At 61.7% G+C, this 26,815-nt stretch carries 18 protein-coding genes and 2 pseudogenes; 13 read left to right on the plus strand and 7 right to left on the minus strand.

Annotated features, from left to right (window positions below; genetic code table 11):
- Positions 1 to 41: 41 nt before the first annotated feature.
- The 4 genes from WCE05_RS07610 to WCE05_RS07625 all read right to left on the minus strand — a co-directional run bounded on the left by WCE05_RS07610 (position 42) and on the right by WCE05_RS07625 (position 4,623).
- Positions 42 to 923: a LysR substrate-binding domain-containing protein gene (locus WCE05_RS07610; RefSeq protein ID WP_368815682.1), complete on the minus strand. Its 882-nt coding sequence runs from the start codon at positions 921 to 923 to the stop codon at positions 42 to 44.
- A gap of 64 nt (positions 924 to 987) precedes the next feature.
- Positions 988 to 2,283, minus strand: coding sequence for an MFS transporter (locus tag WCE05_RS07615; RefSeq protein ID WP_225787790.1), 1,296 nt, complete (start codon positions 2,281 to 2,283; stop codon positions 988 to 990).
- A 111-nt stretch (positions 2,284 to 2,394) separates the two neighbouring features.
- Entirely contained in the window at positions 2,395 to 3,483 is a 1,089-nt protein-coding gene (psrA, locus tag WCE05_RS07620; RefSeq protein WP_368815683.1) for an iron-containing alcohol dehydrogenase PsrA, read from the minus strand.
- A 267-nt stretch (positions 3,484 to 3,750) separates the two neighbouring features.
- Positions 3,751 to 4,623 carry a LysR substrate-binding domain-containing protein gene (locus tag WCE05_RS07625; protein WP_368815684.1) on the minus strand — a complete coding sequence of 291 codons (873 nt, stop codon included), beginning with the start codon at positions 4,621 to 4,623 and terminating at the stop codon, positions 3,751 to 3,753.
- A gap of 132 nt (positions 4,624 to 4,755) precedes the next feature.
- Between WCE05_RS07625 and WCE05_RS07630 the strand changes: the two genes are divergently transcribed.
- The 7 genes and pseudogenes from WCE05_RS07630 (at position 4,756) to WCE05_RS07660 (ending at position 11,521) form a co-directional block, all read left to right on the plus strand.
- On the plus strand, positions 4,756 to 5,814 hold the full coding sequence (locus WCE05_RS07630) for an agmatine/peptidylarginine deiminase (protein ID WP_368815685.1): 1,059 nt from the start codon (positions 4,756 to 4,758) through the stop codon (positions 5,812 to 5,814).
- Positions 5,811 to 6,719 carry an N-carbamoylputrescine amidase gene (gene aguB, locus WCE05_RS07635; RefSeq protein WP_368815686.1) on the plus strand — a complete coding sequence of 303 codons (909 nt, stop codon included), beginning with the start codon at positions 5,811 to 5,813 and terminating at the stop codon, positions 6,717 to 6,719. Before WCE05_RS07630 ends, aguB begins: the two co-directional genes overlap by 4 nt.
- Before the next feature lie 2 nt (positions 6,720 to 6,721).
- A complete protein-coding gene (locus WCE05_RS07640; protein ID WP_253090783.1) occupies positions 6,722 to 7,825 on the plus strand; it encodes an extracellular solute-binding protein in 1,104 nt (367 codons plus the stop codon).
- A gap of 98 nt (positions 7,826 to 7,923) precedes the next feature.
- The gene (locus tag WCE05_RS07645) at positions 7,924 to 8,160 is read left to right on the plus strand and encodes a twin-arginine translocation signal domain-containing protein (protein WP_368815687.1); all 237 of its coding nucleotides are present in this window, start codon (positions 7,924 to 7,926) and stop codon (positions 8,158 to 8,160) included.
- A gap of 1,029 nt (positions 8,161 to 9,189) precedes the next feature.
- Positions 9,190 to 9,786: pseudogene (locus WCE05_RS07650) on the plus strand (site-specific integrase); the annotation flags it as partial.
- Positions 9,787 to 10,004: 218 nt separating this feature from the next.
- On the plus strand, positions 10,005 to 10,559 hold the full coding sequence (locus tag WCE05_RS07655) for a hypothetical protein (RefSeq protein WP_368815688.1): 555 nt from the start codon (positions 10,005 to 10,007) through the stop codon (positions 10,557 to 10,559).
- Positions 10,560 to 10,891: 332 nt separating this feature from the next.
- Positions 10,892 to 11,521: pseudogene (locus tag WCE05_RS07660) on the plus strand (IS5 family transposase).
- 52 nt (positions 11,522 to 11,573) lie between these two features.
- On the opposite strand, the gene WCE05_RS07665 reads toward WCE05_RS07660, so the two are convergent.
- The 3 genes from WCE05_RS07665 to paaY form a co-directional block, all read right to left on the minus strand.
- Positions 11,574 to 18,197: a DUF3320 domain-containing protein gene (locus WCE05_RS07665; protein WP_368815689.1), complete on the minus strand. Its 6,624-nt coding sequence runs from the start codon at positions 18,195 to 18,197 to the stop codon at positions 11,574 to 11,576.
- Between the two features lie 162 nt (positions 18,198 to 18,359).
- Complete coding sequence (gene paaX / locus WCE05_RS07670; protein ID WP_225787971.1) at positions 18,360 to 19,283, minus strand: phenylacetic acid degradation operon negative regulatory protein PaaX; 924 nt, start codon at positions 19,281 to 19,283, stop codon at positions 18,360 to 18,362.
- 77 nt (positions 19,284 to 19,360) lie between these two features.
- On the minus strand, positions 19,361 to 19,960 hold the full coding sequence (gene paaY / locus WCE05_RS07675; RefSeq protein ID WP_225787800.1) for a phenylacetic acid degradation protein PaaY: 600 nt from the start codon (positions 19,958 to 19,960) through the stop codon (positions 19,361 to 19,363).
- A 359-nt stretch (positions 19,961 to 20,319) separates the two neighbouring features.
- Between paaY and paaF the strand changes: the two genes are divergently transcribed.
- The 6 genes from paaF to paaK all read left to right on the plus strand — a co-directional run bounded on the left by paaF (position 20,320) and on the right by paaK (position 26,519).
- Positions 20,320 to 21,093: a 2,3-dehydroadipyl-CoA hydratase PaaF gene (paaF, locus tag WCE05_RS07680; RefSeq protein WP_253080117.1), complete on the plus strand. Its 774-nt coding sequence runs from the start codon at positions 20,320 to 20,322 to the stop codon at positions 21,091 to 21,093.
- A 37-nt stretch (positions 21,094 to 21,130) separates the two neighbouring features.
- The gene (gene paaG, locus WCE05_RS07685) at positions 21,131 to 21,922 is read left to right on the plus strand and encodes a 2-(1,2-epoxy-1,2-dihydrophenyl)acetyl-CoA isomerase PaaG (RefSeq protein WP_225787802.1); all 792 of its coding nucleotides are present in this window, start codon (positions 21,131 to 21,133) and stop codon (positions 21,920 to 21,922) included.
- A gap of 2 nt (positions 21,923 to 21,924) precedes the next feature.
- Positions 21,925 to 23,442 (plus strand): 3-hydroxyacyl-CoA dehydrogenase PaaH, encoded by a 1,518-nt coding sequence (paaH, locus tag WCE05_RS07690; protein ID WP_368815690.1) that lies wholly within the window; start codon positions 21,925 to 21,927, stop codon positions 23,440 to 23,442.
- Positions 23,435 to 23,890, plus strand: a complete 456-nt coding sequence (paaI, locus tag WCE05_RS07695) for a hydroxyphenylacetyl-CoA thioesterase PaaI (RefSeq protein ID WP_225787804.1) — start codon at positions 23,435 to 23,437, stop codon at positions 23,888 to 23,890. The genes paaH and paaI overlap by 8 nt, the downstream gene beginning before the upstream one ends.
- Positions 23,883 to 25,103 (plus strand): 3-oxoadipyl-CoA thiolase, encoded by a 1,221-nt coding sequence (gene pcaF / locus WCE05_RS07700; protein WP_368815691.1) that lies wholly within the window; start codon positions 23,883 to 23,885, stop codon positions 25,101 to 25,103. Before paaI ends, pcaF begins: the two co-directional genes overlap by 8 nt.
- 96 nt (positions 25,104 to 25,199) lie before the next feature.
- On the plus strand, positions 25,200 to 26,519 hold the full coding sequence (paaK, locus tag WCE05_RS07705; protein ID WP_368815692.1) for a phenylacetate--CoA ligase PaaK: 1,320 nt from the start codon (positions 25,200 to 25,202) through the stop codon (positions 26,517 to 26,519).
- Positions 26,520 to 26,815 lie beyond the last annotated feature (296 nt).

Here is a 26,815-nt window from a genome sequence, read left to right on the forward strand (position 1 = left end):
CCTGCCCGACGATAGGGCAGGCTTGCAGGTTCTAGGGGACATCAAGGGTCGCTGGCGGTCGCTGCGGCGGCGGCGTCAAACAGCTCGGCGATGATCGGCCGCTTGCGGCGGATGCCCAGGCAGCACAGGTAGTAGCTGATGTGGAACGGATCCTCGGCAAAGGCGATGGAGCGGGTGCCCGGCCTGTCGGCGTATTCCACCGCCGAGACGAAGCCCACGCCGATACCGTGTACCACCGCGTGGACGATGGCCTCGCGGCTGTTCAACTGCATCGCGCAATCCAGTTTCACGCCGTGGCGCCGACAACCTTCCTCTACCAGTTGGCGGGTGCGCGAGGCCGGCTCGCGCAGGACCACGCGCTGCTGCGCGATCGCCTGCACGCTGACGCCCTGCTGCCGCGCCCAGGGATGGTCGTCGCGCACCACCGCGAGGATCGGGCAGGTGCGATACAGCTGCGTACTCAGGCGCTGGTCGAACTCCGAAAGGGCGAGGATTGCCACGTCGATGTCGAAGTTGTACAGCCGCTCCAAGGTGCCGGCCTCGCTGGTGAAGGAGGTTTCCAGCTCGATGTGCGGGTAACGCTGCATCAGCGAATAGGTCAGGCTCATGGCGATCGGTGGCGAGACCGCGCCGATGCGCAGCATGCCCTGCTTGCGCTGCTGAAAGCTCTGCAGCAGCTGCAAGGCTTCGTCCTCCTGGCCGAACAGGCCTTGGGTGATGGCGTAGAGTTGCTCCCCGGCAGGGCTCAACTCGATGAAGCGGCCGCGGCGATGGAACAGCTCTACCGAGAAGCGCTTTTCCAGGCCGCCGACCTGCTCGCTGATGGTCGGCTGGCCGATGCTCAGCAGCTCGGCCGCCTGGGTGAAGCTGCCGGTGCGGGCCACGGCATGAAAGGAGCGCAACCACTTGTGGTACTGGTACATGGAGCCTCTCGAACCAGGGGGCGTTGATCAATGGCGTGCCGGCAGCCAGCCGCATGGCTGTGCCTCAGCGCCGCACGAACAGGGCGACCAGGGCGCTGCACACGCAGGCCGTGGTGACCACGACGAAGATCAGTGAAGTATTGCCGGTCGTGTCCAACATGCGACCGATCAGGGGTTCGGCCAGGCCCGCGAAAAGATAGGACGAGAAGTTCATGATCCCGGTGGCGGTACCGGCACGGCGCGCGCCAACCAAGTCCGGGCACAGCGCCCAGAAACTGGAAGCCGGGCCATAGACGAAGAAGCCACAGAGGAACAGGGCGAGCAGGCCGATACTGCTGTGGGCCGGCAGGCTCCACATCCACAGGCTGGTCAGTGCGCCGAGGACCATGTAGAGCACGATCGCGTGGTAGCGTTTGCTGCCGAACAGACGGTCCGATACCCAACCGTTGCTCAGCGCGCCGACGGCCATGCCGACGGGCAGGGCGATGGTGATCCACTTCGGGTCGATGAAGCTCTGGCCTTTCTGCCAGTCGGCGCCGAGGAAATGCACCGGCACCCAGACGATCAGCCCATAGCGCGCGGCGTTCTGGAAACCCAGGGACAGCGCGGCCACCAGCAGGCGCGGGTTCTTCAACACCGCCAGGTAGCGTTGCAGCGAGGACTCCTCCTGACCATCAGCGGCCTCGCTGGCACGATCCTCGGCATTCGCCACGCCGGTGTCGGCCAGCGGCTCGAAGCCCATGTCCTGCGGACGCTCCCGTGCCACCAGGTAGAACACGATGCCGCCAGCGAGCATCAGCAGCACGGGCAGGCGGAAGATCCAGCGCCATTCCAGGTGCAGTACATCGATCACGACGACCGAGGTGACGTACGACAATACCGAGGCACAGCCCGCGGCGAACACGTAGAAGCCATAGACCTTGCCACGCTCGGCGCTGCCCCACCAGTTCGACAGCAAGCGGCTGCCTGGCGCCCAGCCCAGGGCCTGGAAGTAGCCATTGACGCCCCAGGGCAAGATCAGGCTGGCGAAACCGCTGGCAAAACTGGTGACCCAGTTGGCGCCGCAGGACAGCACTGCGCCCAGGCTCATGATGCGTCGGCCGCCGAACTTGTCGGCAAGGTTGCCGTTGATGGCCTGGCCGATGGCGTACATCCAAAGCATGGCGCTCGACACCCAGCCGAGGGTTTCCTTGCTCAGGCCGAACTCGGCCTGGATGCCCGGGATGGCGAAGCCGAAGGTCTGGCGGCCGGTATAGAAAAACAGGTAGCAGAACATCGCGGCGAGCAGCATGCGCCACTGCGCCGCCCGGAAGGGAGACGTGGAGGAGTCGAGGCCAGGCAGGGTTTGTGCGCGGTTCATGGCAATTTTCCTTCTTGTTCGCTCGCGCCGGCGCAAGGCTCGGCGTGTCGGCACTCTTGTTCGGTGCAACAGGAAAAGGCGGCCGCCTGGGCCACCCGGTCAAGGACAGCTTCAGGCGGCTTGCGAGCCGATGAAATTACGGCCTCGCGCACCCTGCATGGCAACGTCGATCATCGCCTCGGCTTCGGCGGCAGTCACCCCGTAGTCGCCGAATTCGGTCTTGACGCCCAGGCGATGGAGGAATTCACGCAGGCGCTTCTGTGCGCTATCCAGGTCGCTGCCGAAGACACGTTGCAGGGTGCGGTCGCGGTCAGCGTCGTGGCCCCAGGCCAGGCCCAGCACCAGTGGCAGGGTGAAGGAGCAGGCGATGCCGTGGGGTAGCCCGTGGCGCAGGGTCATCTCGTAGGAGATGGAGTGGGCCAGGGCGGTCTTGGTGTTGGAAAAGGCCATGCCGGCCTTCAGCGCCGCCAGCGCCATGCGCGAGCGCAGTTCGCGGTTGCCCAGGTCTTGCTGCAGGCGCGGCAGGCAGTCGAGGATGTCCTCGATGGCAGAGACGGCGAAGGTGTCGGAGATCGGGTTGGCATTGTGGTTCCAGATCGATTCCAGTGCGTGGGACAGTGCGTCCAGCCCGGTAGAGGTGGTCACACCGACGGGCACGCTGAGCATCAGGTCTGGGTCGATCAGCGCCACCTGCGGCCAGGTGCAGTCCAGGTGCAGCGAATACTTCTTTTGCCGCTGCGCGTCCCAGAGGGTGGCCCAGGGCGTCACTTCGCTGCCGGTACCGGCGGTCGTCGGCGCGGCGATCAGCGTCTTGTGCCGGGCCGGGACGAAGGGTTTGCCGGTGGCCAGCAGGTCGAGCAGCTCATCGAAGTGCCCGGACGCGGTGCCGACGATCAGTGCCTTGGCGGTATCGATGGCACTGCCACCGCCGAGGGCGAAGACGGTGGTGCAGTCCTCCGCCTCGAGCCAGAAGCGCTCATGCACGTCGCGCAGCCAGGCCACGTCGGGGTTGGGCTGCACGTCATCGATCACGTGGACGAGGCGTTCGCCGAGCTGGGCGCGCACGCGGTCGATCAGCCCCAACTGCGCCGCTTCAGGGAAGGTCACCAGGGCGACCTTCCCTTCGCAGAGATCGGCGATGCGGTCCAGGCTGCCGCCACCGAAAACGGTGGCGACCGGGTTGTGGAAGTGAGCAGGCATGGGCGGTTCCTTGTTGTTGTGTGTTCGTGTGGCCATGCTCAGGTCATCGTCGTTTTCGTTCCAATCGATTGATCGCAGGTAGGTATTGGCTAGACCGATAACAGCCGGGAGGGCATCGTGACGGTCTGCAGGCGTGCAGGTAGCACCTCCATGTGGGTAAGGCTTGTCCTGCGGGGTGAGGGCGGGGGTATCCTGTGGCCCCGTCGCAGTCACGAGACCGTCATGTCGTGCGTAGTAGGAGGCGGGGCGCAGGGGATCGATGGACGCTTATTCCAGCGCAACCCTTATCTGCAATGAGCGGCTCAGCCAGTCGCAAAAGCTTTTGCTCAGCGGGTCCGCCTCGCTGTCACGGTGCACCAGGCAGGCCCACTTGGGCCCTCGCACGCGCTGGTCATCGAGCGGTACCAGTAGCCCACGTTCGCGCGCTGGGGCTGCTAGAAGCTGGCTGACGAGGGCGATCCCCAGCCCCTGAGCCGCCGCATCCAGCAGCAGGCCCGGGTCAGAGAAGTTCAGGCCCTGGCTGTGCTGGCCGACGTCGCGACCGCCCTGTACTTGCCAGTGGCTCCAATCCATCTCGCGTTCGCCATGCAAGGTGGTGCGTCGATCCACCGGGGTGTCCAGCAGGTCAGGGTGACAGGCCGGATACAGGCGGTCTTCGAGCAGTACACGAAAACTGCATTCGGCCTGGGCGCTGAGGTCATCGCGCACCGCGATGTCGATGGTCTGAGTGGCCATGTCCGGCGTTTCGTCGGTGGTCAGTAGCCAGAGATCGACCTGGGGATGCTGCCGGTGGAAGTCAGCCAGGTGCGGTACCAGCCAATGGCGGGCAAAGGCCGGTGTGGTGTTGACCACCAGTTGGTTCGGTTTGCGGTACTGGTCCAGGCGACGGATGCCTACCGCCAGTTGCTGCAACAGCGACTGGGTGGTGCTGAGCAGGTCGAAACCCGCATCGGTCAGGGCCACCCTGCGGCCGTTGCGCAAGAACAGGGGCTGTTCGAGAAAGCCTTCCAGGCTGCGGATCTGCTGGCTGATGGCCGATTGCGTGAGGTGGAGTTCTTCCGCGGCCTTGTGGAAGCTGCCCAGACGGGCAGCGGCTTCGAAGCCCCGCAGGGCGTTCAGTGGAGGCCAGTGTTTGAGCATGCCTGATAAGCTCTCCTAATCAAAATTGCGCAAAATCTATCGTTTGTTTCCGCGTTTTTACAGACCTAGCATACAAGTCATTACCGCAGTCGCAATTCCCACCAAAAGAAAAACTTAACTGAAGGCGCTTGTATGCAATTCAACGATTCGCAGAACGGTTGGCTCATGCCCGCCGAATGGGTACCCCATGTCGCTACCTGGATGGCATTTCCCCATAACCAGGCCCTGTGGGAAGCCAGCTGGGGCGTGACGCTGGCCCAGGTGCAGGTTGACTTCGCCCGGGTGGCCAACGCCATCGCTCGCTTCGAGCCGGTGAAGATGGTGGTCGATCCCACTGCGGTAGCTCGCGCCCGCGAGCTGTGCGGGCCGAACATCGAACTGATCGAGCTGGCGATCGACGACAGTTGGTGCCGCGACTCCGGCCCGAGCTTCGTCTGTCATCCGCAACTCGGCACTGCCGGCGTCAACTGGCGCTTCAACGCCTGGGGCGGCAAGTCGGCGCATGGCCTGGACGAGACCTTGGCGCAGCGCATTCTCAACACGCTGGGCCTGGAATGCTTCGATACACCGCTCACCAACGAGGGTGGCGCCATCCATGTGGATGGCCAGGGCACCCTGATCACCACCGAGTCGGTGCTGCTCAACCCCAATCGCAACCCCGGCATGAGCAAAGCCGAGATGGAAGAGATATTCAGCCGCCTGCTCGGCGTGAAGAAGACCATCTGGCTGCCGGGCGATCCTGACTACGTCACCGGCGACATGACCGATGGCCATGTCGATGGCGTGTGCGCCTTTGCCCGTCCCGGTGCTCTGTTGGTGGATGCCACCCGAGATCAGGGCTCGGTGTACGCCGAAGTGGTGCGCGAAAACCGCCGGGCCCTGGAGCTGGCCACCGATGCCCAGGGCCGCCGCTTCGAGATGCTCGAGCTGTTCGAGGCCAGCGAGGCGGTAGACACCGAGGCCGAGGTGTTCTGCGCCTCCTACACCAACTTCTACATCTGCAATGGCGCCATCATCATGCCGGCCTATGGCATTGCTGCCGACGACGAGGCGGCTGCCACGCTGCGCATGGCCTTCCCTGGCCGCGAAGTGGTGCCGGTACGGATCAACGAGCTGGCCCATGGCGGCGGTGGCGTGCACTGCATTACTCAACAGCAACCGGCCTGGCCGCTGAAAGGGGTAGGGCAATGAGCAAGCTGACCGTCGCTACGACCCAGTTCGCGTGCGGCTGGGACCTCAAGCAGAATCTCGACCAGGCCGAGCAATTGGTGCGCGACGCCGCTGCCCAGGGCGCTCGGCTGATCCTCCTGCAGGAGCTGTTCGCCACGCCGTACTTCTGTATCGAGCAAGATCACAAGCACCTGGACCTGGCCGAGGAGTATACCCAGAGCCGGCTGCTCAAGCGTTTTGCCGCGCTGGCCAAGGAACTGGGCGTGGTGCTGCCGCTGTCGTGGTTCGAGAAGGCCGGCAATGCCTATTTCAACTCGCTGGCGGTGGCCGATGCCGATGGTCGTTTGCTCGGGGTGTACCGCAAGACGCATATCCCCAACGCCATTGGTTACCAGGAGAAGGAATACTTCAGCCCGGGCGACACGGGGTTTCGCGTCTGGGATACCGCGTTCGGTCGCATCGGCGTGGGCATCTGCTGGGACCAGTGGTTCCCTGAAACCGCGCGTTGCCTCGCGCTGATGGGCGCCGAGGTGCTGCTCTATCCAACCGCCATCGGCTCCGAGCCGGGCGCTACGGCACTGGATTCGCGGGATCACTGGCAGCTGGTCCAGCGCGGCCATGCCGCCGCCAACATCCTCCCGGTGATCGCCGCCAACCGGGTCGGTCATGAAGTGGCAACGACCGATCCGCAGCTACGGATGAGCTTCTACGGCTCGTCCTTCATTAGCGACCACAAGGGCACGCTCCTGGCCGAAGCGGACCGCGACTCGACCGGGGTGCTGGTGCGCGAACTGGACCTCGCCCTCATGCGTGAGGAACGCCAGACCTGGGGCATCTACCGCGATCGTCGCCCGGAAATGTACGGCCCGCTGCTGGGCCTGGACGGCCGTCGAACGCATGTGCACTGGCAAACGCCTGGAGTCTGAAAATGAATGCGCTGAACAAGTTGCTGATCGGCTCATTGAGCCTGGCCCTGAGTTGTGCCGTGTTGTCGGCCAACGCTGAACAGAAGACCTTGCGCCTGTACAACTGGGCGGACTATTTCGCCGAGGACACCATCGCCAGCTTCACCAAAGAGACTGGCATCCAAGTGATCTATGACGTCATGGACGGCAGTGAGACGCTGGAGGCCAAGATGATGTCCGGCCATAGCGGCTACGACCTCATTTTCCCCGGCGACACCGTGGCTGAGCGGCTGATGCGCGCCGGCGCCCTGCAGAAGCTGGACCCGGGCAGGCTCGAGCATCTGGACGACATCGAGCCTGGGCTGCGCACCTTGCATGCCAAGTATCCTCACTCACGGGACGCGACGGTGCCCTACACCTGGGGCACCATCGGCGTGACCGCCAATCAGGCGATGATCGAGCAACGCATGGCCAATGCCCCGGTCGACAGCCTGGACCTGATCTTCAAGCCCGAGCTGGCGGCGAAGTTCGCCGATTGCGGCATCTCCATCATCGACTCGCCCGACGAGGTGCTGGCCGTGGTGCTCAACTACTTAGGCCACGACCCACGCAGTGCCAAACCGGCGGAGCTGGCCGAGGCGACGACGCTGCTCAAGCGCATCAAGCCATACATCCGTAAGTTCCAGTCGCAGCCGGTCACCCAACTGGTGAATGGCGATATCTGCCTGTCCCTGGGCTACAGCGGCGACATGACCCAAGCCCAGCGTGCTGCGGACGAAGCCGGCAAAAAGGTGCGCTTCCAATACCACATCCCGAAGGAGGGCACCACGGTGTGGATGGATACCATGGCCATCCCGGTCGACGCCCAGCGTCCGGATTACGCCTATGCCTTCATCAACTTCGTCATGCGCCCGGAGAACATGGCTGCGATCAGCAACTTCACCGGCTATCCCACCTCCAGCGCCAAGGCCAGGCCGATGGTGGCGGCCGACATGCGCAACAACCCGGATATCTACGTCGATGAGGCCACCTATGAGCGGCTGATTCCCGGCAGGGACATCCCACAGCGCGACATGCGGGCACGCATGCGTGCCTGGACCACCTTCAAGACAGTGAAGGTCGACTGAACCGCCGGTCGCTCGTAACACCGCTGCGGCAGTGCCATGCCAGGGACGGCATGGCCGAGTGCAAGCGGCCAATCACCAGCAGATGAGAGTGCAACAACATGCCTACACGTCGTGATTTCATGAAACAACTGACAGCTGCCGCCGGCCTGGGTGTCGTCGCATCCATGGGCCTTGGCCTGAGCGCTCCGCGGGTGCGTGCCGCGACAGCCAGTAATTGGTACATGCCCGATGAGCATGCACCGCAGGAACGCGTATTCCTCGCCTTTGCGGCCTCATTATGGAGAAACGGCTTGGGGGTAAGTGACTGGCGACTGCTCATATCAGCGATTACGTAATTTAACATAATATACATTATGCGCACCTTCGTATGGAGCTGCCGGGGCCGTGGTTGGGCTGTGACGATTGCGAAACTGCGGCACTAGAAATTTTGAAACCTGGGAATCCCTAGGAATACACGAAGATTCAATGGGTTACGGAAAGAAATGGTTCTCTGGGTTTACAGTACTCGTGTCCCATAGCTTCGAAAAAAGCTGTAAACCTGGGAATCTGGGTCAACCTCCAGAAAATTTCGCGTCGTCCAATTGGTACGCTCGCGTTCTGGAAAGTCGAAAAGAACCTCAGGATCACTCAGTCGCTCATCGAAATTTGTTAGCCAAGCGTGAATGTAACTGGCGCGTCAGGGGAAAAGCTGGTGCTGACGTTATTAAACAGATGATTTTCTCGTCCTAAAACGCGGCACAACGCTTAAAAACAGAGGGAGTTATCGGAAATAGTGGACTCTAATATCTGGCTGCAATCGTCAGTAAGGCGTCTAAGTCAGTATTCTGGGTAACGCGCGAAAACATGGGGCAACGTTAGAAAAATTATTAACCTTGGCACTCCACCAGTTCCGAAAATGTCAAATCCGATGCGGTCCGCGACCATTTCCGATGCGGTCCGCGACCATTGCCCAGTGGACCTAGCGAACAGCGACTTTTAACCGATACAGAGCCGTTGTTACCCGTCAGACGGCCTTGTGCAGTGATCCCGTGAGATGCTTGAACTGCTCTGCTCCTCTGCACGCATGGCTTTGCGACTGTAAGGAGTAGTGTTTTATTTTGCTGTGACAGCTTTTATCTTTTTGGCGATATTAAATAGTGCGCTGGCCGTTCAGCAGTAGAGGCTTGCATTGAGTTGGTCATCTGCTACCCTTCGCCAACTTGCATTCTGGTAAGTCTTAATGTTAACTACACTAAATATCCATTTAGTTGAGTTATAGGTGTGGCTTGTCAAGAAAGTGACCTTTGCACTCCCCCCAATATCCGATAACTCCCAGACCCGGATATTGCAAATTCCTCAGCGCCATCCTTTGTTCAGGTTGTCCCATGTCATCGTCACCACATCCGCTCTTCGAAAGTTACCGGCGCTTCCTGGAACTGAACTTCCAGCAGCTGACCGAAGAACAGCCGACGGTGCGAGACTACCTAGCGACCTTCCCCGAGTCGCTCAATGCGGCCGAGGGCTATGTCGCGGCGCGCGGCTTTCTGAAGTCCTACGCCGGGAATGAAGCCACCTTCAACTCCTACCGCACGCATGTCGAGCGTTTGCTGCTCTGGTCGCTGCTGGTGGCTGAAAAACCGCTGCTGGCCCTGCGGCGCAGCGATGCCGAAGCCTTTATGGAGTTCTGTCTCAAGCCTGCACCATCCTGGGTGGGTCCCATGGTGAAGTCGCGATTCCTGCGAATCGGCGGCCGGCTGAAAAGCCACGACGACACTTACCAGGTCAATCCCGCCTGGCGCCCCTTCAGCCAGACCGCGCCCAAGCGTGACAAACACCTGGACGAACCCGCAGTGCCGGGACGGCGCCGATACAAAATGGCCCAGGGCTCGGTGGCGCAAGTGTTTGCCGTCTGCGGCAGCTTCTATCAGTATGCGATGGATGAGGGTTTGACCGAGGCGAAACCGTGGCACAAAATTAGAAAAATCGAAAATTTGTCCCACAGTTATTCATTTTTTTATTTTTTTATCTTAAAAATCAATTACCTGAAAAACTCCCGGGTTTAAGCATTCGTCACATTTGAAGCTAGGCCCGCCCCTTGATCGCTGTGCTCCAGCTCCTACGCTTGGCGATGCGTTCTCCGCATGCTTGAATGCCGGCCTTTAGCAACGCTGTTGCTTACACCCAGCGCCGGAGAAACGGAATGTGGCTTTGTACAGACTGGAAAATTGACTGGGATGCAATCAGCGCTGTGGCGACTGCCACTGCCGCCGTCATTGCTCTGTGCGTTTGGATCTACGACAAGTGTCAACGGAATGTTGAGCGCAAAGCCAGTGCTAGGCTTCTTGCTCAGATTATGACGACACCCGTCGGAGCTGCACACGTCCAGATCTCCAAGTTCAAAAGCGATCTTTTCCCAACCGGCAGCGATCCGCTGATTGGTGCTTTACGTGAAGATAAAGAAGCCCGTCGTCTATTAGCCGAAAAGGCATCGGCGATTACGATCGACCTTCCTTCACAGTTCTTGGATAAAGCTGACTTCTTCAGCGAAGCCGCGAGCAGCAGCCTGGCAAACGCTTTTTCCCAAGTGAATCGTCTGAAGCAATTCGTTGGATTGCTTGCAGACCTAGCGGATAAAGAAGCGCAGGACGTGATTGACCTGCATTTAAAGACAGCCCTTTACCAAATCAATGAGGCTGAGGCTGCTGCTGAGGCTGCATTTCAGGCGCTTCTTGCAGTTGGGCGAAGCAGTCGATAGCCTTGTCTTCCCCTCCTTTTTAATTGCTTGTTATTATAACTAAACTAAATGACTATTTAGTCGAGTTATAAGTAAGGCCCAACACCATATCCCCCTTCAATCTAGAGCTAGGCAGCACTGCCACGGTCGGCGATTGCTGGCAGATCCATAGTCGTCAGCGTCACCGCTGGCGTATTTCGTGTGTTGCGACATCTACCGAACCCTACAACCTACTCCTAACCATCCATTCCAGGCATGCCTAGGCTCTGTATGAAAACCTTTGAAACGCCACCAGAGCCGCTGAAAGCCTGATTTTCCGTAGAGTTCTCACCTTTTAGGCGAAGCATTCTGCCATGCCCAAGCGATACGAACTTTCCGACGCAGACTGGGAAATAGTCGCCGATCTTTGCCCCTCGGCGTACCGGACGCCCAAGAGCTGATGATCGCCTGATGCTCAATGGCGTGCTGTGGGTGCTTTGCTCTGGCGCCGCATGGCGAGACATGCCGGAGCGATTCGGGCCTTGGTCCACGGTCTATCAGCGCTTCCGAGATTGGCGAAACCAGGGCATCTTCAACAAAATGCTCAAGCGCCTACACGTGAAACTCAACGCTCAAGGCCTGATCGACTTGGACACTTGGTGCATTGATTCAACGGCAGTCAAAGCGTCCCGGGCCTCATCTGGAGCAGGCCAAAAAGGGGGCAGAAGAACCAACGGACCACGCACTCGGAAGAAGCCGGGGTGGGCTGACGCAGCCCGTGATTCCCTACCGAATCATGAAGCGCAAACCGAAACCTGGATTGCCGCGTCTGTTCGACAAACCCAAGTACCGGGAACGCAACGTTATCGAGCGACTGTTCGGCTGGCTGAAGGAGCATCGTCGCTTGGCGACGTTACTGCAAGCTCGCGAAAAGCTATGCCGCCATGGTCACATTGGCCTGCTGGCGGCGGTGTCTACGACAGTACTTTTCATACAAAGCCTAAGATGATCAGGCCCTTACGAGAGGGGTGCGCGAGTGGCACCCCTTTTCGCATGCTACGAACGCTTGATCGCTCTCTCGATCCGCTGACGCCCCGCGTGCGCTAACTTGCCCACGCCCGCCTCCTTGGCCACCGCATAAATCAATGCTTCACCTTCATAGCCTCGCTCCGCGAGCTCCGCCACCAATGCACTGAGCTCAGGTAGGCAAATTTCGGCCAGCCCTCTTACGTTATCGTCATCACCGGGTCGGCGGAAAACAACATTCCCATCGGATTCGATGTGAGGTGGCCAGAAGAAGATTCCGGTCTGTTCCTCTTCGTGAGTCCGGTACTTTGAACGTGCGATCTGCTCTACGCGGTCACGGATCCTAGACCCCGTACGAACCCAGCCGTGCGCCCGAGCAATGCGTCTTGCGAGAGCGGTATCCAAGACGGGTCCTTCCTCTGTAACCACATGATCGATCATGCGCTCTAAGGTTGCGGTATAGCTCGGGTCAAAGAACTGCTCGGGATCAACGATTTCTACCGCTTGGCTAGGATCTGCTTCTCGATAAATCAGTTGCTCAACAGCCTTGGTAAAGGAGACGACCTCCTCCACCGTAGAAACCGTCGTCGCTCTGGCATACTTAAGCTCTGGCAACGAACCTGCAGGATCATTGACCCCAGCAGGATTAGATCCTGCCGTGATTGTGGTGACCTCATCGACAACGTTGATGACTTCGGCCGTCGCACCATCGACTTTGAGGCGCTCAGCCTCGTGAGCAGCCTCGATGGCTGCCTGCTTGGCTCTGGAGTTAGTAAGAAGCTCAGTCAGACGAGAATGTACCTTCTCCGCTGTCCCTACTGCATCCACCCACCAATCAGTCGACCAGATCCGAACGATCTCCCAACCAAGCCCACGCAGCACAAACTCCCGCAGCTTGTCTCGATCTCGCGCGGTAGCACTGCGATGATAAGTAGCCCCATCGCATTCCACACCGGCAAGGAATCGCCCCGGTGCATCAGGGTGAACAACGCCCAAGTCTACTCGGAACGACGACACGCCAATCTGGGTCTGGATCTGCCAGCCTTTTTTGGCCAAGGCAGCAGCCACCGCTTCTTCAAACGGGCTATCGAAACCACCCAGGCTACCGAAATTCGCTTCTGCCAAGGCCTGCGGCCCACGTTCTGCAAATTCTAAGAAGTGCTTCAGGTCGCGCACCCCGACGGCTTGCGTGCGGGCAAGATCAATGTGCTCGGGGCGCAGCGTCGAGAACAGCACGAGCTCCTGACGGGCACGAGTAACAGCGACGTTGAGTCGACGCTCGCCACCAGGACGGTTCATTGGGCCAAAGTTCATCGACATCATACCGGCGGCATCCTTCCCGTAGGTGGTCGAGAAGTAGATGATGTCCCGCTCATCACCTTGAACACTTTCCAGGTTCTTGACGAATACAGGCTCGAGTTCCGACTCGGAGAAGTAGCTGTCGAGCGACGGATCCTTTCGGCATGCCTCATCCAGCATGTCCATAATGAGCTTCTGCTGCTCACCATTGAATGTCACGACACCCACGGTGCGCCGGCTCTCACGGAAAGCCGGCGACTGAAGGCGCGCCACAAGATCCGCCACCAGGGCTCTCGCTTCGATCAGGTTGGTGCGAGAACCGCCTTTGTCGTAGATACCTGCTACCGGACACAGGCGCACAGCCTTATCAGCTGTGAACGGCGACGGGAAGGTCACCAGCTTCGACCCATAGTATCGCTGGTTCGAGAATGCAATCAGACTCTCGTGGCGGCTACGGTAGTGCCAATTCAGATTACGCATCGGCAAGTTAGCGCTAATGCATTCATCCAGGATGCTCTCGAGATCCGCCTCGACATCCTCGTCATCGGCAGTGGATTCAGCCCGATCGAAGAACGAAGTTGGCGGAAGCTGTTTCGGATCACCCACCATCACAACCTGCTTTCCTCGGGCCATCGCCCCGATTGCGTCCCATACAGGAATCTGCGAGGCTTCATCGAAGATGACCAAGTCGAACGGGGTCGAGGCAGGCGGCAGATACTGGGCAATCGACAGAGGGCTCATCAGCAAGCACGGTGTGAGTTTCGTGAGTGCCTCCGGTGCTCGTGTCATCAGCTCACGCAAGGGGATGTGCTTGGTCTTCTTGCCCATTTCATGGCGCAGCAGTCCCCACTCCGATGAACGACTTACGCTGTCTTGGCTTGGCAGGTCAGCACACAACCGGGCACGGAGCCAGTCCTTCGTGAGCTCGGTGAATTTATCATCGAGCGCACGAAAGTCACGTATGCGCTGCTCGTGCTCGACGCTGACAAATGTGCGGATTACTTCCTCGTTGTCGACGGTGGTGTTCAACCACCAACGAGCGTAGTTAACCTCAAGAACGCGACTCACTTTTCCAGAGGTGATCGCACCGCTTTCCATGGACTGGACAATTGGAGCCAAGCCAACCGCGAACGCCTCATCACGAACCTTACGCCACGCGCACCATGCCTTAAGTCGCGACTCAGAAGAAACTACGGTCTCACAGTTCTTTCTTAGGTCATTCAGCGACAGGTGAGCAGCTTCGTCGATACCGGTTTCGGTGAAGTGGCCGATCGAAGTGAGGTGCGTCGACCGCTCCAGCAACAGTTCAATCCCCTCGCGTAAAGCTACACCTGCGAGTGCTATAGCCCCTTCCTGTTCCAGCAAAGCGTTGCCATCACCCAGCAGCGTCTGGAGAGGCGCTTTATAGGCAGAAATTTGCTCCGGGTTAAGCGCCAGTTTTGCCACAGCCGTCGCTACCTGACTGTGGAATGCAACAGCCTGACGTGCTACCTCAAGCTTGGTCTTCAGGTCGCTCCAGATGGGTACCAACTCTCGCAAGTCAGTTAGATCCGCCAGATCCCGTTCAATCGCTGCCCGTTGCTTGAGGAGCTCAAAGTCAAGCTTCAGCGACATCCCACAACGGCCTTCTTCTACCTCTGGGTGCTCGTCAACGAGCCGACCACGCTCTTCGATATCCCGACGCTCTGCCTGGAAACGCAGCGCTGCAGCCAGGTGATCGATGTTTGTACTCAGACCGCTCCAGAGCTGATGGGTGCTAGAGCCAAGATCGGACAACTGGGCCATCTCGGTATCAAGACGAGTCAGGGTGCGAAGCCGCCGGAGCTCCTCCGTCAACACGTCCCCAAGCCGCCCCTGCTCAACCAATTGGAATCCGTCATCAATCCAGTCCGAATCAGCCTTTTGAAGCCTAATGGCTTCCTGAAGCTTGATCGCCGTCGTCAGCTGCTCGGCCTCAGATTTCGAGCCTTGCCAAACCGCAACACACTCATGTCCGGGCTCCAATTCATCAATAACGCGACGCACAGAGCGAATTTCAACCCAGGTCGCCAAATCTTTACCATGATCCGCTTCACCTTGTGCTGTCTGGGACGGGGCCAATAGCGCTGCGATTCGGCGCTTACCGAACCACGACTTTGGCCAGAACGACTCCTCTGCTTCCTTCCACTCACGCAGCAATAGGTCGACGTCGAGAGACTCTATCGCATCGCTGTAGGTCGCACTGAGCTGCTGCTTGTGATCTGCAATTTGGCCCATCAGCGACACGGCATGAGCAAGGGTATCCGTGACGCTTTCTGGCCAAGCTGGGCCGAGCTCGGCAAATGTAGCCCGACGCTGCTGCAGCAGTTCGATACCTTGCTTCGCTTCCGCCACCACACGCGATGGCCATGGGGCAGACAGCTTGCTGTTGAGATCACGATGCTGTTCGACCCATGCACAACCATCGTTCAGCCGCTGGGCAATTGACCGAGCATCAGGGCGTAGCGCGAACCGCCAATCTTGGCCGGCAGCGGCAGGCAGCGCTAGGGAAAGGACAGACAGCCCCTCCAGAGCTGTTGAGGTGTACTCCGTAGCCGGAAGTCCAGACAACTCTACGAAACGATCAGCAGCACGCTGCACATCCTGCACAGCAGACAGCACATCACGAGCGACCTGAACGAACTGTTGCTGCCAGTGAGGCGACCATTCGGCCTGGCCAACAGCGACCAACGCATTGTCGACAAGCTGGCTGTACCCAACAGCTTGAGCATTTACTTCAAGCCGGTCACCCAATTCACGAAGCTCAAGCATTGCTTTTGGGTCGTGCGTATCAGGCGATGCCCACGCCAGAGGTGCGACAGGCTCGTCTGCACCCGATGTCACCGTGCCGATCGCATCGTAGATGGTGTAACCGTTCCGGTGCCGACGATGCAGGCGCTCGACGTAAATGTTCAGACTGTCACGCAGCGTTGCGAGGCGCTGTGCCTCGACCTCCCATGCTGCGGAATCGACCTGCCCTTTCGCCTCCCAAGCGGATTGCAGTTGGGCCAGGACATCAGTTTTCCGAGCCTTGCTCGAGTGAAGCTCCAGACAGAACTCTCCCAGACCAATCTCACGCAGACGGCGATACACCACATCCAACGCGGCGATCTTCTCCGAGACAAACAGCACACGACGGCCCTGGGCAATCGACTGAGCAATCATGTTGGAGATGGTCTGGCTCTTACCGGTACCTGGTGGGCCGATCAGCACAAAGTCTTTGCCTTTGGCTGCGGCCATCACTGCAGCCAACTGGGATGAGTCAGACGGCAGTGGGCAGAAGACGTCTGTCGGGCCGTAATCGCGATCCAGCGAATCAGCCTCCGGGAACGGCGTATCGGAGACGAACGAATCGCGCGGGGTATCTAGGAGGTGCTGAACTACAGGACTTTGCCGCAGGTGCTCAGCGTTCTCGGCCAAATCCTTCCACATGAGGTATTTGGCAAACGAGAACATCGACAGCACGACGTCTTCGCTCAATTCCCAACCTGGGATGTCCTTGATGGCATGGCCGACTTTGTTCCAAATGCCAGCAATATCCAGGCCCGAGTCGTCTCGAGGCAGCTCGTGCTCCAACGAACCTAAGCCAAGCTCAAAGTCTTGCCGAAGCATCTCGATCAGGGTCGGGTTGAAGCGCGGCTCATCATCGTGGAGCACCATGGTGAATCCGGAACGAGCGCTCTTGCGCTCCAACGTGACCGGAACCAAAACCAATGGCGCCTTGTACTTCTGCCCTGCCCTGTCTTCACGCGTCCAACTCAGGAAACCGATGGCCAGGAACAGCGTGTTGGAGCCACCTTCCTGAAGGGCTGTACGAGCACCTCGATAGAGTTCTGTGAGTCGCACATCCATCTCATTGGACGCCAGCGCGACGAACACCTCTCTGCGCTTGAGCGCATCCTCGGCATGGCGGCGACGAACATCCTCCCGCTCGCGCTGTTCGTAGAGCGCGCGCTCCCGCGGATCGGCACCGTCCATGAGGTCAGGCCGGGTCAGCAGCTTCAGCGACTGTCCGCTAGCCAGAATATCCTCAAGCGCGCCCGGGTCGGGCGACTCAAGTTTCAGCGCTCGCTTGCCCGTCTTGAAGTTGAGCAGGTTATTCCGAAGGGAGAGATCCAACAGCTTACGCTGCCACCGACCTAGACGGTCAGCAGGATCAAGCTTGGAAAGGTCTTCGACCACCACCTCGTGCACTTCATCCGGAATGTCCGCCCCCTCTTCAACCAGGAGCGGTGGAGCTTCGTCCAACACCTCCGAAGCGACACGTGCAATCTGAGCCTCGGAGCTCGCCAGCGGTTTGATCCGCTGTAGGCGGGCCCGGCGGATGTCTAGCAGCATCTCAAAGTCGCTGTCCGCGTCTTCGGCAATCTGCTTCGCACCTCGTTCGACAGCGTAAGAGAAGGACGGGGCTAGATTCTGAGTAATGAGCGTAGTTTCGAATAGCACGAGCTCCCGCAACTTCACCCGTTTACGCACCGCCGTCACATCATCGACCAGCGTAGTCGTGAACTCTTCTGGCTTCATCCACAAACCAGCAAAAGCGTGCCCTCGGGTGAAGACGATCACGGGGTTGAGACCAATTTGCTCAAGAGCAGCACAGAAAAGCAGGGTGAGATCCATACAGGTCGCTAAACCGGTGTCAGCGATCTGACTGGGGCTGCGCACCTTCTGCCCTGCCTGCTCGAAGCTAGCCGGCGGCAAAGCGTAATCAAGCTTCATGCGCGCCACAGCCCCCCAAACCGCTGACGCCAGTTGCCAGGCACGCTTCGCACCGCCCTCGTACCCATCCAGCGATGACGACTTCTCACTGAGACGTAGCAACTCAGCCGTCTGCTTCAACAACCGATCAACCGCTGGGTCATTGGGCTGTACGAATGCGGCTGTCATATCCGGAATATGACGAAGCCCTCCCCACTGGTTACGCGGCAGAAGGTCTACGACCTGCTCCAGACGAGCGACCTCCTTCCGACCACTCTCGGACGCCTTGTCATCGGCCTCAAGGACGAAGGTAAAAGTGGATAGCTCCGCCTCTGTGAGGCGACTGAGCAAGGGGCCGTCCAGGACAAGATCAAGTCCCGGTATGACTCGAAAACTGTCAGCTGCGATTTCGTCGATGCGCCAGACCTTGGATTTGAACACTTCAGGCTCCGAAGACAGCGTGAGCGTCGCATTGACGAAGCGATCATCGGTCTCGTTCGAGATTCGAAGCTCTCGGATCACAGGGATGGCGTTCTGGAAGTCCGCAAGGTTCAGCTTAGCCACTAAGGTGACCAAGATCTTAACTTCTTTAGGCGGGAGTTCTTCTTGTGCCGTGAGGGGCTGAACGATGTCGTCCATGCGCAACCTTCCTTATTGTGATGCCCAAGGGAGTGCCGGAGTTGGCCGGCCAAGGGGGCTCCTCCTGAGCTAATGGCAGGATGATAGCGTTTCCTGATTCAGGCGTAATGATCCTTTGGTCGTCGAGCTGTGATGGGTGGCGCTGACCGTAGCACCGCTGACTCAGGCCAACCCACCAAACCGCCGATAGAAGCTCTCACTGGCATCGGGCAATGGCCCATCCGCCGTCTCCAGCGCCTCGCCCAACAGGGCCTCGGCCCCGGCATACACCAGCCGGTAAAGGTTGCGACACAACTGCCGCGCGGCCCTGCCCTCCCAATCACCGGGCAGCAGTTCCTCCGGCAGTTGCGGATCGCGCAGCAGCAACTTGCGATATTCATGGATCAACAAGGTCCGGGCCAGGAAACAGTCCTGGGCGCTCGGCGCCTCCTGTTCCTTCATGGCCTGCCACAGCGGGCGGAACAGGCGGATGAACTCGCTGTAGTGCTGCCCCAGCTCCTCGATCCGCCAGCTTTCGCGAACCTGGGCGCGCATGGCCTTGGAGGCCAGCACTTCCTGGGCATGGGTCTCGAAGATGATGCTGTCGTCGCTGGCATCCAGCTCGCGCAGGGTGGCGGCAAGATCCGCGCGATCGGCGCGTGGACAGCCCAGCACGTTCGGGGCGATGACGCCAAAGCCCTGCCACTCCAGCTCTTCGCGTACCGCCTTGCGCCGGGCGGCATCCAGCTGCGACAGCAGGACCAGCGTCCAGGCCCCGTCCCAGGCCGGCAAGCTGGCGCTGTAGACCCGCTTGAAGGCCTTCTCGAAGCGCCGGCGGCCGGTACCGGTCAGGCTGTAGTAGCTGCGCCGCCCGACCTTCTCGGCGGTCAGCCAGCCTTCCTTGGTCAGGCGGAAGATCGAGGTACGGATCAGCCGCTCGTTGATACCGATCGGCTCGAGCAGGTTGATCAGGCTGCCCAGCCAGACGGTACCGCCATGGGGCTCGATGGCATCGCCGTACAGGGTGATGATCAGCGAGCTGGCGCGGATCGGCGTCTGCTCCTGGAAACGGGTGATCAGGTTGTTCAAGGGTGCAAGGCTGCTCATGACGGCACTGGAAGCGGACAAAGCCCCGACTATACCTGTACGCCGGGCGGCCTGGCCATTGCGGCGCAGTGCGACATTCATGCGCCCGCCTCCCCCTTGGGCCTGAAGCCCGAGTCGCCCATGCGCGGGCGCGCCGGTTCGACCTCGGCCAGCGGCGGGCATTCCACCAGCGCCGTCATGCAGCGTTGGGCCAGGGCCTGGTACTCGGCCGTGCCGCGTTGCTTCCAGGCGACCTCCTGCTCCGTGAGTGGGCGTTTGACCACGGCGGGCGATCCGACCACCAGGCTTTGCTCGGCACACATGAAACCCGCCTTGACGAACGCCGTGGCCGCGACGATGCAGCGTGGCGCGATGTGCGCGCCATCCATGACCACGGCATTCATGCCGACCAGGGCATCCTCGCCCACCCGGCAACCATGCAGGACCGCCCCATGGCCGACATGGCCGTTGCGCTCGACCACCGTGTCACCACCCGGGAAGCCGTGCATCACGCACGTGTCCTGAAGGTTCGCACCCGCTTCCAGGACGATGCGCCCGAAATCTCCGCGCAAGGAGGCCAGCGGCCCTACATAGCAGCGAGGACCGACGATCACGTCGCCAATCAGTACCGCGCTCGGATGCACGTAGGCGCTTGGGTGGACCACGGGAGTCAGGCCGTCCAGGCGGTAGCAGGGCATGTCGCATCTCCAAAGTGATTCAGGAACTGAGCAAATCATGTATCACGATGATCACGATCGTCAATTGCCAATCATTCTGTATCGCTTTCTTGGGGACTAGAAAATATTCCAAAAAATGAATAATAAAGCAGAAAAAGCCCACTAAAATACAAAAAATAGGTAGTTTTTCAGCAGGAAAACCTCAGGCAAAGAAACAGAATAGACACATAAATTCAATTTTGATGTTGATGTTTTGTATCGCAATAGGCATATACTGGATCGCACCTGGGCATGACCGGCGCCAAGCCCCCTGCCCCTGCAGACAATTCCAAGATATGCCGGCCATGACAGTGCCGTGCGTGCAGCTTGAGGAACCCAGCATGCCTCGTTACCTCGTTGTACAGGCGCCCGAGGACGGCGTCCGCCTCATCACCTTGCAACGGCCGGAAGCCCTCAACGCCCTCTGCACCGAGCTGCTGGCCGAACTTGCGGCAACGTTGGACGAGGCCGAGCGCGACGCCGAGACTCGCGCCGTGGTGCTCACTGGCAGCCGCAAGGCCTTCGCCGCCGGCGCAGATATCCGCGAGATGGCCGAGCGTGACCTGGTCGGCATCCTCAACGACCCCCGCGTGGCCCACTGGCAGCGCATCGCCGCGTTTCCCAAACCCCTGGTCGCCGCCGTGAACGGCTTCGCCCTCGGCGGCGGCTGCGAGCTGGTCATGTGCGCCGACATCGTCATCGCCGGCGAGGATGCCCGCTTCGGCCAACCCGAGATCAACCTCGGCATCATCCCCGGTGCCGGCGGCACCCAACGCCTGCTGCGCGCAGTCGGCAAGCCGCTGGCCATGCAGATGGTGCTCGGCGGCGAGGCCATCACAGCCCGCCATGCCCTGCAGGCCGGCCTGGTCAGCGAGGTCACCCAGCCGGAACTGGCGGTCGAGCGCGCCCTGCAGGTGGCCCGCACCATCGCCCGCCAGGCGCCACTGGCGGTGCGCCTGGCCAAGGAGGCCCTGCTCAAGGCCCAGGACACCGACCTGGCCACGGGCCTGCGCTTCGAACGCCACGCCTTCACCCTGCTGGCCGGCACCGCCGACCGCGACGAAGGCATTCGCGCCTTCCAGGAAAAACGCCCGGCCCACTTCCAGGGGCATTGATCCACCTATTCCCACCGACTGACGGAGCGAGTCTGTCATGACTTTCGAGCACATCCTGTTTTCCATCGAGGACGGCGTCGCCCTCCTCTCGCTGAATCGGCCGGAGCAGCTGAACAGCTTCAATACCCAGATGCACCTGGAGGTGCGCGAGGCGCTCAAGCAGGTACGCCAGAGCGAACAGGCCCGGGTCCTGCTGCTGACCGGCGAAGGCCGTGGCTTCTGCGCCGGCCAGGACCTGTCCGACCGCAACGTGGCACCCGGTGCGCAGATGCCCGACCTGGGCGAGTCCATCGAACGGTTCTACAACCCCCTGGTGCGCACCCTGCGCGACCTGCCGCTGCCGGTAATCTGCGCGGTCAACGGCGTGGCCGCCGGCGCCGGGGCGAACCTCCCGCTGGCCTGCGACCTGGTGCTTGCCGCGCGTTCGGCCAGCTTCATCCAGGCATTCTGCAAGATCGGCCTGGTCCCGGACTCCGGCGGAACCTGGTTATTGCCACGGCTGGTCGGTATGGCACGGGCCAAGGCCCTGGCCATGCTCGGCGAGCGCTTGAGCGCCGAGCAGGCCGAGCAATGGGGGCTGATCCACCGCGTGGTGGACGATACCGACCTGCGCGACGAGGCACTCAAACTCGCACGCCACCTGGCGACCCAACCGACCTACGGCCTGGCACTCATCAAACGTGGCCTCAATGCCAGCTTCGATAATCGTTTCGACGAACAACTGGAGCTGGAGCGCGACCTGCAACGCCTGGCCGGGCGCAGCGCAGACTACCGCGAAGGCGTCAGCGCCTTCATGGACAAGCGCGCCCCCGCGTTCAAGGGGTGCTGACCATGGCCGCCCTCCCTAGCAATGCCCAGGTGGCCGTGATCGGCGCCGGCGCCATGGGTGCCGGCATCGCCCAGGTCGCTGCCCAGGCCGGTCACCCGGTCATGCTGTATGACAATCGCCCCGGCGCCGCGAGCCAAGCCGTGCAAGGCATCGATCGCCAGCTCGGCCGCCTGGTGGAAAAAGGCCGGCTCGATGCCAGCGCGCGCGAGGCGATCACGGCCCGCCTGCAGCCGGTCGAAACCCTCGATGTACTGGGCGAGGCACACCTGGTGATCGAGGCGATCGTCGAGAACCTGCAGGTCAAGCAGGACCTGTTGCGCCAGCTCGAAGCGCTGTGCACCGTAGATTGCATCCTGGCCAGCAATACCTCGTCGTTGTCGATCACCAGCCTGGCCGCCGGCCTGCGCCGGCCACAGCGGGTGATCGGCATGCACTTCTTCAACCCCGCCCCCTTGATGGCCCTGGTGGAGATCGTCTCGGGCCTGGCCACCGACCCGACCCTGGCCGCCACCCTGTACGACACGGCCAAGGCCTGGGGTAAGCAGCCCGTGCATACCCGCTCCACGCCCGGGTTCATCGTCAACCGCGTGGCGCGGCCGTTCTACGCCGAAAGCCTGCGCCTGCTGCAGGAAGGTGCCGCCGACTGCGCCAGCCTCGACGCCCTGTTGCGCGAGGCCGGTGGTTTTCGCATGGGCGCCTTCGAGCTCACCGACCTGATCGGCCACGACGTCAACTATGCCGTCACCTGCTCGGTCTTCGATGCTTTCCACGGCGATTTCCGCTTCCAGCCTTCGCTGGTGCAAAAGGAGCTGGTTGACGCCGGACGCCTCGGCCGCAAGAGCGGCCAGGGCTTCTACGACTACGCCGCGGGTGCCGAACGCCCGCAGGCAGCCGAGCTGCACAGCCAGGCCCGTGTCGAACGCTGCGTGGTCGAGGGCCAGCCCGGCCCCTTGCACGCGCTGCTGCCACGCCTGCGGGCCAGCGGCATCGGTGTGACCGAGCGGGCCGGCAGCGGACTGCTGCGGGTCGGCGACGCCACCCTGGCGCTGTCCGATGGCCGCCTGGCCAGCCAGCGTGCCCGGGAGGACGGCCTGCGCAACCTGGTGCTGCTCGACCTGGCCCTGGACTACGCCAGCGCCTCGCGCATCGCCATCAGTTGGTCCGCCGACACCACCGCCCAGGCCCGCGACCAAGCAGTGGCCCTGCTACGCCAGGCGGGCCTGCAGGTGACCGCTGTCGCCGACCTGCCCGGCCTGGTGGTGCTGCGTACCGTGGCCTGCCTGGCCAACGAGGCCGCCGACGCCATGTTGCAGGGCGTCGGCACGCCGGGCGACATCGACCTGGCCATGTGCGCCGGGGTCAACTATCCCCAGGGGCCGCTGGCCTGGGCCGATCAGCTCGGCGTCGGCTACACCCTGAAGGTGCTCGAACACCTGCAGCACAGCTACGGCGAGACCCGCTACCGCCCTTCTCTGCTGCTGCGTCGCATCCACGCCGAAGGAGGCCGCCTGCATGGCTGACCCGCACCGTACCCCCGAGGAACTGGCCCAGGCCTGCGCCGATGCCATGTTCTCCCGCGACCAGGCGACCCAGGCCATGGGCATTCGCCTGCTGGAGATCGGCCCCGGCCGTGCCCGCCTGGGCATGCCGGTGCGCGCCGACATGATCCAGGGCCACGGCACCTGCCACGGCGGCTACCTGTTCGCCTTGGCCGACTCGGCCTTCGCTTTCGCCTGCAATTCATACGACGAGGCCACCGTGGCCCTGGGGTGCAGCATCGACTACCTGGCGCCGGCATTGCGCGACGACCAGTTGACCGCCACTGCCAGCGAACTCAGCCGCAAGGGCCGTACCGGCCTGTACGACGTGCGGGTGGAGAACCAGCGCGGCGAGCTGGTGGCCCTGTTCCACGGTAAATCCTACAAAGTGCGCGGCACGGTGCTGGCGCAGGAGACGCAAGATGACTGAACCTACCCTCTGCGATGCCTTGATCATCGACGCCGTGCGCACGCCGATCGGCCGTTATGGCGGCGCCCTGAGCGCGGTGCGTGCCGACGACCTGGCGGCGGTGCCGATCAAGGCCCTGATCGAGCGCCACCCCGAGTTGGACTGGCGCGCCATCGACGACGTGATCCTCGGCTGCGCCAACCAGGCCGGCGAAGACAACCGCAACGTGGCCCGCATGGCCGCCCTGCTCGCCGGCCTGCCGACCGAGGTGCCGGGCACCACCCTCAACCGCCTGTGCGGTTCCGGGCTCGACGCCATCGGCAGCGCCGCCCGCGCCCTGCGCTGCGGCGAAGCCGGGCTGATGCTGGCCGGCGGCGTGGAATCCATGTCCCGCGCGCCGTTCGTCATGGGCAAGGCCGAGCAGGCGTTCGGGCGCACTGCCGAGCTGTACGACACCACCATCGGCTGGCGCTTCGTCAACACGCGGATGCAAGCGCAGTACGGCATCGACTCGATGCCCGAGACCGCCGAGAACGTTGCCGAGCAGTTTGGCATCTCGCGCCAGGACCAGGACGCCTTCGCCCTGCGCAGCCAGCAGAAGGCCGCCGCGGCCCAGGCCCGTGGGCGCCTGGCACGGGAGATCGTGGCGGTGCAGATCCCCCAGCGCAAAGGCCCGGCCAGGTGCGTGGAGCAGGACGAGCACCCGCGTGGCGACACCACCCTTGAACAATTGGCGCGCCTGGGCACGCCGTTTCGCGAAGGCGGCAGCGTCACCGCCGGCAATGCCTCGGGGATCAACGACGGCGCCTGCGCCCTGTTGCTGGCCAGCAGCGCGGCAGCCCGGCGCCATGGTCTGAAGGCCCGCGGGCGGATCGTCGGCATGGCGGTGGCGGGCGTCGAGCCACGGATCATGGGCATCGGCCCGGCACCGGCGACGCGCAAGGTATTGGCGCTGACCGGCCTGTCGCTGGCCGACATGGACGTCATCGAGCTCAACGAAGCGTTCGCCGCCCAAGGGCTGGCGGTCCTACGCGAGCTGGGCCTGGCGGACGACGATGCACGCGTCAACCCCAACGGCGGCGCCATCGCCCTGGGCCACCCGCTGGGCATGAGCGGTGCCCGCCTGGTCACCACCGCCTTGCACGAACTGGAGGAGCGTGGCGGGCGCTATGCCCTGTGCACCATGTGCATCGGCGTCGGCCAGGGTATCGCCCTGGTCCTGGAGCGCCTCTGACCAATGGCCTGAGACCGAACACGACAAGGGCAGTATGCTGCCTTCCATGACACTCACCGCCCCTGGGCGGCGTACAAGAACAACTCGAGTGAAGCCATGAACATGTACCACGATGCCGAACGCGCCCTGCTTGACCCGATGGAAACCGCAAGCCTCGACGCGCTGCGCCAGCACCAGCTGGAGCGCCTGCGCTGGAGCCTGAAGCACGCCTACGCGCATGTGCCACTGTACCGCGAGCGCTTCGACGCGTGCGGCGCCCACCCCGACGACCTGAAGACGCTCGACGACCTGGCGAAATTCCCCTTCACCGGCAAGAACGATCTGCGCGACAACTACCCCTACGGCATGTTCGCCGTGCCCCAGGAGCAGGTCGTGCGCCTGCACGCCTCCAGCGGCACCACCGGCAAGCCGACGGTGGTCGGCTACACCCAGAACGACATCGACACCTGGGCCAACGTGGTCGCCCGTTCGATCCGTGCCGCCGGCGGGCGCAAGGGCGACAAGGTGCATGTCTCCTATGGCTACGGCCTGTTCACCGGCGGCCTGGGCGCCCACTACGGCGCCGAACGCCTGGGGTGCACGGTGATCCCCATGTCCGGCGGCCAGACCGAGAAGCAGGTGCAACTGATCCGCGACTTCCAGCCCGACATCATCATGGTCACGCCGTCATACATGCTCAACCTGGCCGACGAGATCGAACGCCAGGGCATCGATCCGCACGACCTCAAGCTGCGCCTGGGCATCTTCGGTGCCGAGCCCTGGACCGACGAACTGCGCCGCTCCATCGAGCAGCGCCTGGGGATCGACGCCCTGGACATCTACGGCCTGTCGGAAATCATGGGGCCTGGCGTGGCCATGGAGTGCCTCGAGACCAAGGATGGCCCGACCATCTGGGAAGACCATTTCTACCCCGAGATCATCGACCCGGTGACCGGCGAGGTGTTGCCGGACGGTCAACTGGGCGAGCTGGTGTTCACCTCGCTGAGCAAGGAAGCCCTGCCGATGGTGCGCTACCGCACCCGCGACCTGACCCGCCTGCTGCCTGGCACGGCGCGGCCGATGCGGCGCATCGGCAAGATCACCGGGCGCAGCGACGACATGCTGATCATCCGCGGGGTCAATGTGTTCCCGACGCAGATCGAGGAGCAGGTGCTGAAAATCAAACAACTTTCCGAGCTGTACGAGATTCATCTGTATCGTAATGGCAACCTCGACAGCGTCGAGGTGCACGTGGAGCTACGCGGTGAATGCCAGGTACTGGACGAGGCGCAGCGCAAGCAGTTGACCAGTGAGCTGAGCCGCCAGATCAAGACCTACATCGGCATCAGCACCCAGGTGGTGCTGCAGCCCTGCGGCACCCTCAGGCGCTCGGAGGGCAAGGCCTGCCACGTGTACGACAAACGGTTGGCCAGCTGACTCATCGGCTGCCTCTTTACGCCCCGGCCTGGTCCGGGGCTTTTTTTTTGCGCAGGCCTTGCGACCGATTCGCGGGCAAGCCCGCTCCCACAAGGACCGAGTTGATCGTAGATGATGCAGCCTGCCGGGCCATGCGCGGTGGGCTTGCCGGGACGCCGGACCGCCGCGAATGGGCTGCAAAGCAGTCCTAGGAATGCGATACACAAATCTTATTCGATACATCAAAATGTGTTTGATGTTATGTTTTGTATCGCTTATAAATGACTCATGCCTTAACCAGCCCCAGGGCAGGAGTC

Source organism: Pseudomonas sp. I2 (genome assembly GCF_040984075.1).
GTDB lineage: Bacteria > Pseudomonadota > Gammaproteobacteria > Pseudomonadales > Pseudomonadaceae > Aquipseudomonas > Aquipseudomonas guariconensis_B.